The organism is Streptomyces sparsus (assembly GCF_054776295.1).
In genome coordinates, this window is the sequence record NZ_BAAHCA010000054.1 from 1 (window position 1) to 13,294 (window position 13,294).

At 71.2% G+C, this 13,294-nt stretch carries 15 protein-coding genes; 6 read left to right on the forward strand and 9 right to left on the reverse strand.

All coding sequences use genetic code 11. The features are described 5' to 3' along the window. Positions 1 to 98 precede the first annotated feature (98 nt). From ACYVE9_RS05915 to ACYVE9_RS05925, 3 genes are all read right to left on the reverse strand, one after another. Positions 99 to 650 (reverse strand): RNA polymerase sigma factor, encoded by a 552-nt coding sequence (locus ACYVE9_RS05915; RefSeq protein WP_461026649.1) that lies wholly within the window; start codon positions 648 to 650, stop codon positions 99 to 101. Continuing rightward, positions 647 to 823, reverse strand: a complete 177-nt coding sequence (locus ACYVE9_RS05920) for a hypothetical protein (protein ID WP_461026663.1) — start codon at positions 821 to 823, stop codon at positions 647 to 649. Before ACYVE9_RS05920 ends, ACYVE9_RS05915 begins: the two co-directional genes overlap by 4 nt. A 364-nt stretch (positions 824 to 1,187) precedes the next feature. Continuing rightward, positions 1,188 to 1,517, reverse strand: a complete 330-nt coding sequence (locus ACYVE9_RS05925) for a TfoX/Sxy family protein (RefSeq protein WP_461026650.1) — start codon at positions 1,515 to 1,517, stop codon at positions 1,188 to 1,190. Positions 1,518 to 1,702: 185 nt separating this feature from the next. Between ACYVE9_RS05925 and ACYVE9_RS05930 the strand changes: the two genes are divergently transcribed. The 3 genes from ACYVE9_RS05930 to ACYVE9_RS05940 all read left to right on the forward strand — a co-directional run bounded on the left by ACYVE9_RS05930 (position 1,703) and on the right by ACYVE9_RS05940 (position 4,020). Then, positions 1,703 to 2,926: a cation:proton antiporter gene (locus ACYVE9_RS05930; protein WP_461026651.1), complete on the forward strand. Its 1,224-nt coding sequence runs from the start codon at positions 1,703 to 1,705 to the stop codon at positions 2,924 to 2,926. Positions 2,927 to 3,016: 90 nt separating this feature from the next. Continuing rightward, positions 3,017 to 3,541 (forward strand): RNA polymerase sigma factor, encoded by a 525-nt coding sequence (locus ACYVE9_RS05935; protein WP_461026652.1) that lies wholly within the window; start codon positions 3,017 to 3,019, stop codon positions 3,539 to 3,541. Continuing rightward, on the forward strand, positions 3,538 to 4,020 hold the full coding sequence (locus tag ACYVE9_RS05940; RefSeq protein WP_461026653.1) for a transmembrane transport protein: 483 nt from the start codon (positions 3,538 to 3,540) through the stop codon (positions 4,018 to 4,020). Before ACYVE9_RS05935 ends, ACYVE9_RS05940 begins: the two co-directional genes overlap by 4 nt. A 20-nt stretch (positions 4,021 to 4,040) precedes the next feature. Here the strand turns inward: ACYVE9_RS05940 and ACYVE9_RS05945 are convergent, their stop codons facing one another. Both ACYVE9_RS05945 and ACYVE9_RS05950 read right to left on the reverse strand, forming a co-directional pair. Further along, positions 4,041 to 5,315 carry an FUSC family protein gene (locus ACYVE9_RS05945; protein ID WP_461026654.1) on the reverse strand — a complete coding sequence of 425 codons (1,275 nt, stop codon included), beginning with the start codon at positions 5,313 to 5,315 and terminating at the stop codon, positions 4,041 to 4,043. Positions 5,316 to 5,550: 235 nt separating this feature from the next. Further along, entirely contained in the window at positions 5,551 to 7,062 is a 1,512-nt protein-coding gene (locus ACYVE9_RS05950) for an alpha/beta hydrolase (RefSeq protein ID WP_461026655.1), read from the reverse strand. Positions 7,063 to 7,227: 165 nt separating this feature from the next. Here ACYVE9_RS05950 and ACYVE9_RS05955 point away from each other — a divergent pair, with 165 nt between their 5' ends. Beyond that, positions 7,228 to 7,980: a helix-turn-helix domain-containing protein gene (locus tag ACYVE9_RS05955; RefSeq protein WP_461026656.1), complete on the forward strand. Its 753-nt coding sequence runs from the start codon at positions 7,228 to 7,230 to the stop codon at positions 7,978 to 7,980. 219 nt (positions 7,981 to 8,199) lie between these two features. Here ACYVE9_RS05955 and ACYVE9_RS05960 read toward each other — a convergent pair whose 3' ends face one another. Beyond that, positions 8,200 to 8,583, reverse strand: coding sequence for a winged helix-turn-helix transcriptional regulator (locus ACYVE9_RS05960; protein WP_461026657.1), 384 nt, complete (start codon positions 8,581 to 8,583; stop codon positions 8,200 to 8,202). 101 nt (positions 8,584 to 8,684) lie between these two features. Between ACYVE9_RS05960 and ACYVE9_RS05965 the strand changes: the two genes are divergently transcribed. Then, the gene (locus ACYVE9_RS05965; RefSeq protein ID WP_461026658.1) at positions 8,685 to 9,086 is read left to right on the forward strand and encodes a RidA family protein; all 402 of its coding nucleotides are present in this window, start codon (positions 8,685 to 8,687) and stop codon (positions 9,084 to 9,086) included. A gap of 105 nt (positions 9,087 to 9,191) precedes the next feature. Here the strand turns inward: ACYVE9_RS05965 and ACYVE9_RS05970 are convergent, their stop codons facing one another. The 3 genes from ACYVE9_RS05970 to ACYVE9_RS05980 all read right to left on the reverse strand — a co-directional run bounded on the left by ACYVE9_RS05970 (position 9,192) and on the right by ACYVE9_RS05980 (position 12,147). Further along, positions 9,192 to 10,052, reverse strand: a complete 861-nt coding sequence (locus tag ACYVE9_RS05970) for an SDR family oxidoreductase (RefSeq protein WP_461026659.1) — start codon at positions 10,050 to 10,052, stop codon at positions 9,192 to 9,194. A 272-nt stretch (positions 10,053 to 10,324) separates the two neighbouring features. Continuing rightward, on the reverse strand, positions 10,325 to 11,227 hold the full coding sequence (locus tag ACYVE9_RS05975; RefSeq protein WP_461026660.1) for a serine hydrolase: 903 nt from the start codon (positions 11,225 to 11,227) through the stop codon (positions 10,325 to 10,327). Beyond that, positions 11,224 to 12,147 (reverse strand): LysR family transcriptional regulator, encoded by a 924-nt coding sequence (locus tag ACYVE9_RS05980; RefSeq protein WP_461026661.1) that lies wholly within the window; start codon positions 12,145 to 12,147, stop codon positions 11,224 to 11,226. Before ACYVE9_RS05980 ends, ACYVE9_RS05975 begins: the two co-directional genes overlap by 4 nt. A gap of 144 nt (positions 12,148 to 12,291) precedes the next feature. Here ACYVE9_RS05980 and bla point away from each other — a divergent pair, with 144 nt between their 5' ends. Next, the gene (gene bla / locus ACYVE9_RS05985; RefSeq protein WP_461026662.1) at positions 12,292 to 13,227 is read left to right on the forward strand and encodes a class A beta-lactamase; all 936 of its coding nucleotides are present in this window, start codon (positions 12,292 to 12,294) and stop codon (positions 13,225 to 13,227) included. The last annotated feature ends 67 nt before the right edge of the window (positions 13,228 to 13,294 follow it).

The following is a 13,294-nucleotide window of genomic DNA, read 5'->3' on the forward strand; positions in this document are numbered from 1 at the left end:
GGCGGCGACGCGCCGCTCCGCCGCGGCGACGTCGGCCCGGCGGTACGGTGCGGCGGGGGCCAGGCGCGCCTTGGCCAGCAGACGGTCCACCTGTTCGGTCACTGCGGCCTCCCCTGTGTCCGTTCCCGCAGGATCTCCCGCAGTCGGCGACGGGCGTAGCGGTCGGTGGAGCGCACTGTGGCCTCGGTGATGCCCAGCAGGTCGGCGATCTTCGCGATGCCGTACCCCTCGCAGTGCCGGAGCACGAACACGTCGTGCTGCCGCTCGGAGAGTTCCTTGACGGCCCGGAACACCTGCATGCTGTCCTCCAGTTCGCCGATCGGGTCGACCGCGTCGCGCAGGACCTGGGTCTCGAAGGCGAGTGCCTCGACGAGGTCGGCGCGGCGCCCGCGAGCGCGGGCGCAGTCGATGGTGCGGTTCTTCATCACCTGCCAGGCGTAGCCGGCCGGGTTCTCCATCGACAGCACCTGCTGCCAGTTGACGGCGAGTTGCTCGAATGCCTCGTCCACTGCCTCCTCCGCGTCCTGGCGGTTGCGGAGGTAGCGGTCGGACCAGCCGACGAACGGCTCACGGCGCTCGGCGTGGAAGGCGGTGAAATCCAGCGGGAGTTCCGTCATCGACGGCGCGTCACCCTGTTCGTCCCGCGTCATCGGTGTCCTCCGTCCGCACCGCGCACGTCCGCACCGCGCCGCAACTCGGTGACTCCGGCGCGCACGCCGACTGCCGCCGCGCGGCCCAGCAGGTGTGCGGCGTCCCGGCCGAACACCCGCACCAGAAGGATCGCCGTCGCCAGTTCGCCGGCCAGCTCCATGGTCATGGTCACGGACCATCAGGTCCCTTCGACTTGTCACTCCGGGGCGCGCCCCCACCGGCCCCGCAGGGGCACTGGTGTGCCCTCCGTCCCCCATGGCGTCACTACCGGCCGGTTCGTGCATCACATCACCGGAAAAGCTACTAGGTGTGATCATCACGTTACGTTGCACGCGGCAGATGAACGTGCACCCGCGCTTGCAGCACGCAACACCGTTGCTGGTGTGCCGGGTTGGGCCGGCGGCGATGGACGTGTGGGCGACGGTTCCGCGTCGGAGGCGTCAGGGCGGTGCCGGGCGCGCGACTGCCTTCGCGGTAGGTCACCCCGCAGGCTCCGGCGGGGTGTTCCGGTGGCGGTCCGGCCCACTCCCCCGCCCTCACTTGGGTGGCAGCTCCGCCGCGCGGGCATGGCCCTCATCGATCCAGTCGTTGAGCGCCTCGTCCTCGGACACGGCCGAGGCGCCCACCACGACCCACCCGCGCAGGGGACGCCCCGTGAAGTCGAACGGTCGTGCCCCGGGCCGGGTGAGCGCGACGTCGTAGGCGTCCGGACCGACCCGGACCATCAACTCCTCGCCGATCACTCCGACCGCCATGTTGCCCTCGACCAGGAAGGCGAGGCCGCCGAACATGCGCTTCTCGGTGACGGCCGGGGCGGCTTCGAGCCGGACGCGGATCCGCTCGGCCAGCCCCTCGTCGTACGCCATGGCAGTCCTCGCTCGTGTCCGCGTCGGCGCCGGCCGGATCACCGGCGGCCGTGGTCGCCCACTGTGCCGGATCCCGGACGCTCCAGCCACGCGCAGCCACTCCAAGCCGCCGGAGGCTTGGGCCGTCCGGGGCTCAGGGCGGCCGGTGCGACATGTTCGCGGCGTGCAGGGGGCAGCCGCACAGCATGCTCGATACTCTGCTGACCGTTGCCGGAGCGCTCGCGCTGACGGTGGCGGCGCTCTCCGCACTGATCCAGCGGGCCCCGCTGAGCGGCCCGCTGCTCGCCCTGCTGACCGGGGTGCTCTTCGGCCCCGAGGTGCTGGGCGTCGTCGACCTTCCCACCGTCGTGGTGGGACACGGCGAACTGCACGAGTTCTCGCGCCTGCTGCTGGCGATCTCGGTGATGGCCGTCGCGCTGCGCTTCCCGATCGGCGAGGTGCGGTCCCGGGTGAAGCCGGTGGCCCTCCTGGTGACCGTCGCCATGCTCGCCATGGCGCTGCTCACCACGGCGGTGTCGGCCGCCGTCCTGGGTGTGGGCCTCGGCGTCGCGGCACTGCTGGGCGCCGCGCTGTGCCCCACCGACCCGGTCCTCGCGACGAGTGTGGTCACCGGTGAACCCGCGGAGAAGGACGTAACCGCCCGCACCAGGCAGCTGCTCTCCATCGAATCGGGGGCGAACGACGGCCTGGCGCTGCCGCTCGTCCTCGTCGCGGTGGCCCTCGCGGGGCCGCTGACCGGAACCGAGGCGCTGGTGGAGTCCCTGTGGCAGGTCCTGGGTGCCGTCGTTCTCGGAGGCGCGGTGGGATGGCTGGGCGGGCAGGCGCTGCGGCGCGCCGAGGCGAGGCGGACCGTGGAGTCCGGCCCTTTGCTCATCTACACCCTGCTGCTTGCCCTGTTCGTGCTCGGTGCGGGCGGACTCCTCCACCTCGACGGCATCCTGGCCGTGTTCGTCAGCGGGTTGGCGTTCAACGCGACGAGTTCGGTCAATGAGCGGGTGGAGGAGGACAAGATCGACGAGGCCGTCAACCGCCTTGTCGTCCTGCCGCTGTTCACGGTGGTGGGAGCGATACTGCCGTGGAGCGAGTGGGCGGAGCTGGGATGGGCCCGCTGCCTCCTGCTCGTCGTCGGTGTCCTGCTGCTGCGCAGGCTTCCCGTCCTGCTCGCGCTGAAGCGGCCGCTGGCCCTGAGCTGGCGGGACGCCGTCTTCCTGGGATGGTTCGGCCCCATCGGTGTCTCCGCGCTGTTCTACCTGACGATGGAGGCCCACCGCCTCGGTGCCGATCCGGTGGTGCTGGCCGCCGGAACGCTGGTCGTCGCGGCCAGCACCCTCGTGCACGGAGTCACCACCACGCCTGGTCTGCGGCTGTACCGCAAGGCGGGCGACCGGGCCGGCGACGCCGGGCGCTGAGCCCGCACCGCGTCCCCTCCTCCGCCCGCACCGAGCGGCGTGAACCGGATCGCGCCCCGGCCCGACTGTGCAGGGTGACAGGAGGACGAGATGACCGATGAGCTACTCGTGGTGCGTGCCCAACTGGGTGAGCGGGCCGCGCTGACCGAGCTCGTGGCCCGCTGGAGAGTGCCGGTGTGGACGTACGTGCGTCGCATGCTGGACGCCGAGCGGGCCGACGACGTGACGCAGGAGACCTGGCTGGCCGTGGTCCGGGGCCTGCCCCGGCTGCGGCAGCCCGAGCGGTTCGCACCCTGGCTGTTCACCATCGCCCGCCGCTCGATCACCGACCGCCTGCGAGGTGAGTACGCCGGCGACGGCCACGGGCTCGTGGCGGACCGGACGGTCACCGAGGACCCGACCGACGCCGTGGTGGACCGCGCCGACCTGGTTCGCGCCCTGTCGGGGCTGCCGGTCGCGGAACGGGAGATCCTGGTCCTGTTCTACCTGGAGGACCTGGCGGCGGAGGACTGCGCCCAGATCTGCCGGGTCCCCGTCGGCACCGTCAAGTCCCGGCTCCACCGGGCCCGCCGACTGCTGCGTGCACACCTGGAGGAGAAGGGACACCGGTCATGAGCGAGGAACCGCGTCTTTCGGCGCAGGACATCATCGAGGGGATCGAGCCGGCCCTGTCACCGGCGCGACGCATGCGCGCGCTGGTTGCCCTGCTTGCCGGGCTGGGCGGCGCGGTGTTCCTGACCACCCTGTGGTGGACCGAGCCCGCCCCGCTGCCCGACCGCACCCGCCTGGCGTTCGGGCTGTTCACCGTGGTCTGCCTGGCCTGGGCGGGATTCGGAGCGTGGACGCTCACGCGCAGGGCGCCGCTGTTCGCCACCCAGCGGGTCGTCGCGGCCTGGATCGGCGTGGTGGCCTCGACCGCCAGCGCCGTGGTCGCGATGGCTGTCGCCACTCAGCGCGGTGTCGGGACGGGCGTGGCGTTGACGGCCGGGGGTCTGTTCGTCGCCTCGGCGCTCGTCCTCGCGGTCAGGGCCCATCTGCGGCGTGCGGCGCTGGTGCGACGGATGCGGGAACTCACCGGCGGTGAGGGCGGGTGACCCTGCCGGGGACGAGCGGGTCACCGCCGCGCTCGGGCGGCGAGTGGGCGTAGCCGGCGACGCAGGCGTCGGAGGTGTGTGTCGTTCAGCAGCCGGCGTGCGCGGCGCTCGCGGGAGTGGCGGTCGAGCTCCTCGGCCAGCCGGACGGAACGCTTCTCGACGTCCAGTTCGTCCAGCATGCGGTCGACCTCGGCGAGCAGCGCTCCGTGCAGCTGCCACTGGCGAGGGTGCTCCTGCACCGCCTCCAGCAGCAGCTCGGCGACGTGTTCGCGGGCGGCCCGGCTCGCGGAGAGCTCGGCGAGCAGGAAGGTCTCGGCCTCCTCCGCGTTGCGGCTCACCTGGGTGGTGATCAGGACGGCGAAACTCTCGACGGCGCCGGCCATGTGTATCAGCAGCTCACGCAGGGCGGTCGCGACCTCGGGCGGGAGCAGGTCCTCGTCGGTGCGGTGTTTGGCGAGGTCGGTGAGCGTCCTGGTGGTGACCCGCAGGACGACGGCGCAGATCTCCAGCGTGTCCAGGCCGGTGCGCAGCACGATGCGGGAGAGCAGCCCCTCCTTGACCCGGGGGTTGAACCGCAGGCTCTCCTCCGCCCTCGCGAGCGAGGCGTCGACCTGGACGACGTCGTGGTCCAGGCGGCGGGCGGCGTGCAGCCTGGCCGCTGCCTCCTCCACCGGGATCCGGCCGCCGACCTCGTCGGCGAGGTCCAGCATCAGGCCCCGCATCCGCCGGGCGAGGTCCTCGATGGACTCACCCGCGGACGACACCCACACCGGGGGCACGAGCACCATGTTGAACAGCAGCCCCACCAATGCGCCGATCAACGTCTCCAGTACCCGGCTGAGGGCGAGGTCCGTCGAGTGGGAGACGCCGAGCACCAGCATGGCGGAGATCGCGACCTCCGGGACGAACTCGCCGGCGCGCACCACATGGCCTGTGACCAGTGCGGAGATGATGAGCAGGCCCAGGCTCCACCAGCTGAGGCCGACCAGCTCGCTGAAGCCCACGGCGATGAGCACGCCCGCCACCACGGCGTTCACCCTGCGGATGCCGCTGGTGAGCGTGGCGTAGAGAGTGACCTGGACGACGAGGAGAGCGGTGAGCGGCGCCAGCAGGGGTGGGGGCTTGGCGCTGAGCAACCAGACGGCGGTGGCGTAGGCGAGGGTCGCGGCGGCTGCGGAGCGGACGGTCTGCACGACGACGGGCTGCTCGCGCTGCCTTCGCACGAACTCCCGCACACGGTGGGGAACAACTGTGAGCACGTGATATCTGTGCCCGTTTGTCCGTGGGACAGGCATGTCGAGTGGATCACCGCACCCGTGGCTCCGTGCACGAGGGCGGACAGCGGTCGGACATGGGAGCGTGAGGAGAACCGGGACCTTTCGCCGACGCCGCGTCCTGACCGGACTCCGCTCGCCGTCGGCTTCCGGTGCCGCCGTCCTGCCTCACGCTCGAGCTGCCCACCCGCACGCCCTACTCACGCCGCCGGCAGACGGGCTGCGGGCGGCGTGAGCGCCGCTGGGGATCCGGCGGTCAGTCCGCGCGGCAGAAGACGTCCTTCTTGGGCATCTCTCCCTCGACGAGGTAACGCGTGGTCGTGTTCAACGCGCAGGAGTTCTTGCCCAGGACGTAGACGCCGTGCCCGCTGTCGTTGACGTTGACCAGTCGGGCCCGGTCGCCGAACTTCTCACGCAGCATCTTCCCGCCCACGCGCGGGGTCGACGCGTCCCTCCGGTTCTGCAGGAGCAGCACGTTGCGCGGGCCCTCGGCGTCGATCTCCACCGGCGGTTCGGCGGGGGCGTGCGGCCAGAAGGCGCACGGCGTGATGTTGGCGGTGGCGGCGCCGAACAGAGGGTAGCGCTCGCGGTCCTTCGCGACGCCCCGCCGATAGGTGTTGACGTCCTCGGACCACTCGACGTCGTTGCAGGTGACGGAGAGGAACACGGTCAGCGCGTTGTCGACCGGCGACAGCACCCCGTCCGCCGTTTCCTCCCGGGCGGTCGCCAGGGCGCGGGTGGCCGCTTCGTCGCCTTCGCGCACGGCCTGCCAGGTCTGTGCCAGCGTGGGGTACTGCGACTGCTTGTACAGGGCGCCGAAGGTCAGGAGCCGGAAGAGGTTGCCGTCGATCCCCGCGACCGGAGCCTTGTCGAGTCTGCCGGCCATGGTGAGGTAGGACGTCCGGACCTGTCGGGGTGTGCGGCCCAGGCCGTAGCTGTCGTGCCGGCGGGCGGCCCACTTCGCGAAGTCCGGCAGGGTCTGCTCCATGCCGAGCGCGAAGCGGCGCATGCCGTCGCGGTCGAGGTGGGTGTCTCCGATGTTGCTGTCGAGCACGATCCGGTCGGTGCGCTCGGGGAACATCGACGCGTAGGCGGCGCCGAGTGCCGTGCCGTAGGAGTAGCCCAGGTAGCTGGTCTTCTCCTCGCCGAGCGCGGCCCGGATCCGGTCCAGGTCGCGGGCGGTGTTCGCGGTGGTGAGGTGGCGCAGCCGGTCGTCGCGGTCGTTGTCCGCGCACTGCTCGGCCGCCTGCTCGGCGGTCTTCGCCTGCGCGGTGACCGCGGCGTCGTCGACCGCGTAGGGCGGGATGTTGGCGTTGTAGGGGCCGTCCTGCTTGAAGCCGCAGCTGACCGGTGTGGAATGACCGACCCCGCGGGTGTCCATGCCGATCAGGTCGTAGCGGTCGGTGACGCTGCTGGGCAGGCCCTGGGCCACCAGCAGCGCGGACAGCGCCAGACCGGATCCGCCGGGGCCGCCCGGGTTGAGCATGAGGACGCCGCGCCTCTTGTCCGGGTCGGCGGCGGCCAGCCGGGAGACGGTGAGGTCGATCTGCTCGCCCTCCGGGTCGGCGTAGTCCAGCGGCACGGACACGGTGGCGCACTGCAACTCGGTCGGAGCGGCTTCGGCCACGACGTCGTCGGGGCACTCGCCCCACTTCATCTGCGGCGTCTGCGGCTCCTGGGCCGTGGCGGGCACGGCGGCCAGCGAGCCGCCCAGGCCCAGGACCACAAGGAGGGCCAAACTCTGGCCGGCGCTGCGCTGTCGTTTCATGTCCAGTCTCCGGTTAGCGGTTCGCGGTTGTGGTCGCCACCACGACACCCCGTGCCCTTGGGGCATGGTCAACTACGACGGGCGCGAAACCGGCCACAGTTGACCCTGCCCCAAGGGCAGGGTCTTGAATGACCGCAGGGCACGTTCTGGGAGAAGGGGCTCCTGGTGGGGTGGAGTACGCGTCAGCTCGCGGAACTCGCGGGCACGACGACCAAGACCGTCCGGCACTACCACGAGATCGGTCTGCTGGAGGAGCCGGAACGGGCGTCCAACGGCTACAAGCAGTACGGCGTCAGCCATCTGGTCCGCCTGCTGCGCATCCGCAGGCTGACCGACCTCGGCGTGGCCCTCGCGAACGTCCCCTCGGTCGAGAGCGGCGACGAGAGGGCACGGCAGATCCTCAGGGACCTGGACGCCGAACTCGCGGCGGACATCGAACGCCGGCAGCAGATGCGGCGGGACCTGGCGGCCATCATGGAGAACCGGGCCGCGCTCGACATGCCCCCGGACTTCAGGACGCTCGCCGACGACCTGCCCGAGGCCCAGCGGTCCCTGCTGCTGGCCTACTCCAGCATCCTCACACCCGGGGCGAGGGCCGCCCTCCAGGAACAGCTCTCAGGACCTCGCGGGGACCTCGACGCGGAGTTCGCAGCACTCGACGAGGACGCTCCGGACGAAGTGCGCCAGCAACTGGCGGAGCGAATGGTGCCCGAGGTCCGCCAACAGCGGCGGGACCACCCGTGTCTCGCCGATCTCGGGTTGTCCTCGCACCGGGAGACGGCAGTCGCAGAGGCGGTCGTCGTGCACGCGCTGCTCGAGTTCCACAACCGCGCCCACCTCGACGTACTGCAACGCCTCCACGCGCTCCTTTCCGAGGACGACGCCGCGGAGGGCGGAAGCAACGGCACCCGAGGGTGAGAACAGCGACCGGGGAGCGGACACGTGGCGCCCGGCCTGCCGGCCTCTGGGCCGCAGCGGCTGCCCGTGGCGGACGGCGCCTCTGGCCGGTCCTCAGGGTCCACGGGCCCCGACAGGCTTCGTGCACTTCGAACAGCAGCGTCAGGCGCGGCGCGGGCCACGCCGGCGTGAGACCGATCAAGGAATCGCGCAACGCCCGGGGGTGTCGCCACGTGCCCGTCAGGCGTCGAAGCGGCCGCGTGCGCTCTCGATGTGACCGAGGTGCTGGTGGGTCCAGCCGCATATGGCGTCGACCGCGGTGCGCAGGCCCCGGCCCGGCTCGGTGAGGGTGTACTCGACCCGCGGGGGCACGGTGGGATGCACCTTCCGGTCGACCAGGCCGTTGCGCTCCAGCATGCGCAGGTTCTGGGTGAGCATCTTGTGGCTGACGCCCTCGACCTCGTTCCGCAACTCACTGAAGCGCAGAGTGCGCTCGCCGAGTGCCTCGATGATCAGGAGTGCCCATTTGTTGGCGACGTCCGAGAAGATCTCCCGCGCCAGGGAGTCCGCCCGCCGCAGGTCAGCGTCCTCGGGCAGGCCCTTGAGCATGTGCTTGGTCACCATCAGGTTCCTCAGTCACCGAAAAGTGCGTTCTTCCAGGTCAACCTTCACTCTCCTACAGTTTCCGAGTAACTACAAGAGAGCGAAACGGAAGGGTGAGCACCGTGACCACCATGGATGTATTCAGCTACGACGTGCCGGCCGAGAGCGACTTCGGCTACTCACAGGCGATCAGGTCCGGCGAGCTGATCCACGTCTCCGGACAGCTCTCGTTCGACGCGGCAGGCGAGTTCCTCCACGCGGGCGACTTCCCCGCCCAGCTCGAGCAGACCTACGCCAACATGGACAAGGTCCTGGACCACTACGGCGCCACCCGGAACCAGGTCGTCTCGCAGACCCTGTACGTGGTGAACCTGCGGCAGAACGCCGAGGCGGCGGCGGAGGGCAACCTGGGGTACTTCGGCGACCACCGCCCGGCCAGCACAGTCTTGGGCGTCACTGAACTGACCATGCCCGGCCAGGTCATCGAAATCAGCCTCGTCATCGACACGAAACTGCCCGATTGAAGCCCACGCACCCCTGAGCCCCGTCCGACGGATCCCGCGCACCGGCCTCTCCCTCGGGGCACGTGGCTCCCTCTTTCGGGCCGTCGGGCACTGCCCGGCAGGCCGTCAGCCTTTCAGGGCGGCGGTCACGGCGTCGGTGAGCGAGGTGGTGGGGCGGCCGAGGAGGGCGCTGAGATCCCCGGTCACCTTGGCGAGGGCGCCCTGGGAGATCTTGACGTCGGCGTCGACGAGGAGCTCCACCAGGAATCCGGGCAGGCCGGCACCGGTGAGGATGTCGGCGTACTGCTCGGCGGGCAGGTCGGTGTAGACGACGTCCGTGCCGGATACGGCGGTGGCTTCGGCGGCCAGTTCCGCGGGCGTCCAGGCGGTGTCCCCGGTCAGTTCGTAGACCTTGCCCGCCTGGTTCTCGCGGGTGAGGACAACAGCGGCGGCCTCGGCGAGGTCGGCCCTGGTGGCTGAGGCGATGCGGCCGTCGCCGGCGCTGCCGACGATGGCGCCACGTTCCACGGAGCCGGGCAGGTTCGCCGTGTAGTTCTCGGTGTACCAGCCGTTGCGCAGCAGCACGGTCGGCAGGCCGGCGTCGGCCAGCGCGGCCTCGGTGTCGCGGTGGACGCGGGAGAGGCCGATCGGGTTCGTGTCGGCCTCCGTGATCGAGGTGTAGGCGATCAGCCCCACACCGGCCTGCCGGGCGGCGGTGACGACCGCACGATGCTGGGTGATGCGCAGGTCATCGGGGCCGTTGGCGGAGACGAACAGCAGCTTGTCGGCGCCGGTGAACGCGGGCACGAGGGTCTCGGGCCGGTCGTAGTCCGCCTCGCGAACCGTCACCCCCTCAGCGAGGAGATCGGCCGCCTTGTCCGTGTCGCGCACCGCGACGGTGATCTCGGCGGCCGGCACGCCGCGCTTGCGGAGGTTCTCCACGGCCAGCCGGCCGAACTGTCCGGTGGCACCAGTGACGACGATCATCGTGAAACACCTTTCCTGCGGGGAGTGTGCGCCTGGACCGGTGTGGCGGCGCCCCACCGAACTTACACTGCTTTTAGGAAAGCGCCAACTTTTCCACAGCGTGATTCGTGCAGGATCACGAAAGGCCGTGGGCGCCTCAACCTCATCCGTGGGTGCGGTGGCGGGCAAGCAGCCCGCGGGCCTGCCGTTCGGCGTGATCGCCTGCCGCCGCCACCGGGGGCCGTCCCCGAAATGCCTGTGCTCTCCAGACGCAGGAGGCTTCAGGAGTGCGGTCAGAGTTGGCGGAGCTGGTCGCGCAGGGCGCGAGCGGCCTGCGCCATGAGTGCTTCCGCGCCGGGCTGTGCGCCGGCGGGCACCAGTGACTCGGTGAGGACGGCGATCGCGAAGGCGTCACCGTCGCGGTGCTCGACGACGCCGATCTCGTGGCGGAGGTTGAGCAGCGTGCCGGTCTTGGAGGACCAGGTCGAGGCGTCGGTACTGAAGTCCGGTGCCAGCCGGTGGCGCAGCAGATTGTCCGCCATGAGGCCACGCACGCGTGCCGCGACTTCGCGGGGGACGGCCGACGGCCGCCACAGGGCGTGCAGCAGGTCCACGAAAGCGCGTGCGCTGCCGGTGTTGGCTCGGGTGGTGTCGAGTTGCGGCACCCGGTGGCCGCGCCCGCTCGTCCCGGCGTCGATGGCGAGGGCGTGGGCGAGGTGCGTCTGAGCGGGGTCGAATCGCTCGGCAGGGGTCTCGGTCAGGTCCCGCATCGGGTGCCGGACGAAGATGCCGTCCACTCCCAGACCTCGGAGGATCTCGGTGACCCGGGCAGGCGGGGTGAGCGCGAACAGCGCGTCCGCGGCCGTGCCGTCGCTCACGCTGGTGCTCAGGTACAGCAGATCGTCGATCGCGATCCGGGCCGGGTGGCGGAACCGGCTCAGACCGGTGGGGCCGGCCGACGTGATCCGCCCGGGCTCGACGTCCAGCATCGTCGATCCGTCGAGTTCACCGCGCCGGATGCGTTCCGCCGTCGCGACGGCCAGCGGAACCTTGACCAGCGACGCCGAGGGCAGCCGGACGTCCGGTTCGATGCCCAGTTCCTCACCCGTGTTGAGGTCGCGGACGAGAAGGCAGGCGCGCAGGCCTCCGTCGCGCAGGCGCTGACGCGTCTCGCGCAGCAGTTCTCCGGTGTTCATGCCGCCGCACCCCCCACGGCTTCCCGGTCGGCCTTCTTGTCGGCTTTCCCGTCGAGGCCGAGGCAGCGGGCCACCGCCCCGCCCAGACGCTCACCGAGGTGTCGCGTGTCATCGGCGGTGACCGCGACCAGCGCAAGACCGCGGACGGGGCTGGCCTCGCCCAGGGGACGCCAGTCGAGGGCGAGTTCACCGGCCTGCGCCGCCGAACACAACAGCACGTCGTCCGAGGACAGCACCTCGGCGGCGGCTGTCGTGACGTCGGGGGCGACGACGAGTTGGGCGGGCTGGAGGCCGACCGCGTCCCGCAGGCGGGTCAGCGGGTCGCGGATGTGCGGGACGTCGTCCTCCGGCTGCATCCAGACGCGTCGGGCACGGCCGGTCGAAGCCCGCCCCACCCTCAGGGTGTCGAGGTAGAAACGCTTCCCACCGAGGTCGCCGGCACCGGCCAGCCCGAGAGGTGTCCGCCACGTCGCCTCGTCCGAGGGCACGGCGACCAACGCGGCCCGTACCTGCTGCGCGTGGAGGAGTTCCACCCGCTCCGCGGGTGCGCCGACGACCCGCAGGTCCAGCGAGACGCCCCGCCCCTTGGCCTCGGCGACCAGATGGGCGAGGCCACGCGCGGAGCAGGTGTCCGGCACGGCGAGCCGCCACGGCTTCGCCCTGGCCGAGTCCGCCTCGTGCCGCAGCACGTCGGCGGCCTGCACGAGCCGCGTTGCGGCCGGCAGCATGTCCCGGCCGAACGGGGTGAGCACGGCCCGTCGTGAGGTGCGTCGGAACAGCCGCTCGCCGAAGTGCTGTTCAAGGGCCGCGACCCGCCGGCTCGCCACGGACTGGGACATCTGCGCGGCGGCTGCTCCGATGGTGAAACTGCCCTGTTCGCTGACGCTCACGAACGCCCGGCAGGCTCCGACCAGATCCACGCCGCCATCGTATGCGAGAACAGCATGAAGTGAGGCCGTGGCGTATTGGACCGCAGGACGGACTCGGCGCGAGGGTGAGCAGGTCAAACGATCTCGCCCCGCCCGTCGCCTGGTACGGCCGGGGCCCCTCGGAGGTGTGGACCCATGCAGTACCCACGCGCGCGACGCCTGGTGGTCGGCCTGCTCGCCTCGCTCCTGCTCGTTCCGCTCGCGGCGTGTGAACAGCGCGGCACGCAGGTTCCGTCGGCTGCGCAGACGTCCGCGGCGGAGACGTCGGCCCGCCCGGGGGTGACCGCGTACGTCCGTGCGTTCGAGGACCTGGAGCGCAGGTACGACGCCCGCCTCGGGGTCTACGCCGTCGACACCGGCACCGGTCGCGAGGTCGCCCACAACGACGGTGAGCGCTTCGCGTACGCGTCGACGTTCAAGGCGCTGGCGGCCGGTGCGGCGCTGCACACGTACTCGCTGGACGGCATGGACAAGGTCGTCACCTACTCCCGTGACGACCTTGTCGACCACTCCCCCGTCACGGAGAAGCACGTCGACACCGGAATGACCCTGGCGGAACTGTGCGACGCCGCGATCCGGTTCAGCGACAACACCGCGGCCAACCTGCTCTTCGAGGCGCTCGGCGGCCCCGAGGGCCTCGACGCCCTGCTCGAGCGGCTGCTGGACGACGACGTGACCCGGATGGAGCGCAACGAACCCGGGCTGAACCGCTGGTCGCCCGGCGACAACCGCGACACCAGCACACCGCGCGCCTTCGCCGACGACCTCCGCGCGTTCGCGCTCGGTGACACCCTCGGCCGGCCGGAGCGTGCGCAGCTCACCGAGTGGCTGCGGAACCACACCAGCGGAGCCGAGCTCATCAGTGCCGGACTGCCGAAGGACTGGGTGGTCGGCGACAAGACGGGGGCCGGCGGCACCTACGGCACGCGCAACGACATCGCCGTGGTGTGGAGGCCCGATGGCGACCCGATCGTGATCGCCGTCATGAGCAACCGTCTGAGCGAGGACGCCGAGTACGACAACGCCCTGATCGCGGAGGCGGCGTCCGTGGTCGCGGACACCCTCTCGTAGGGCTCGGGAGCGAGGTGCGGAGCCGTAATCCGAGGCGCCCGCACTGCGAGGCGGCCGGCGAGCCCGT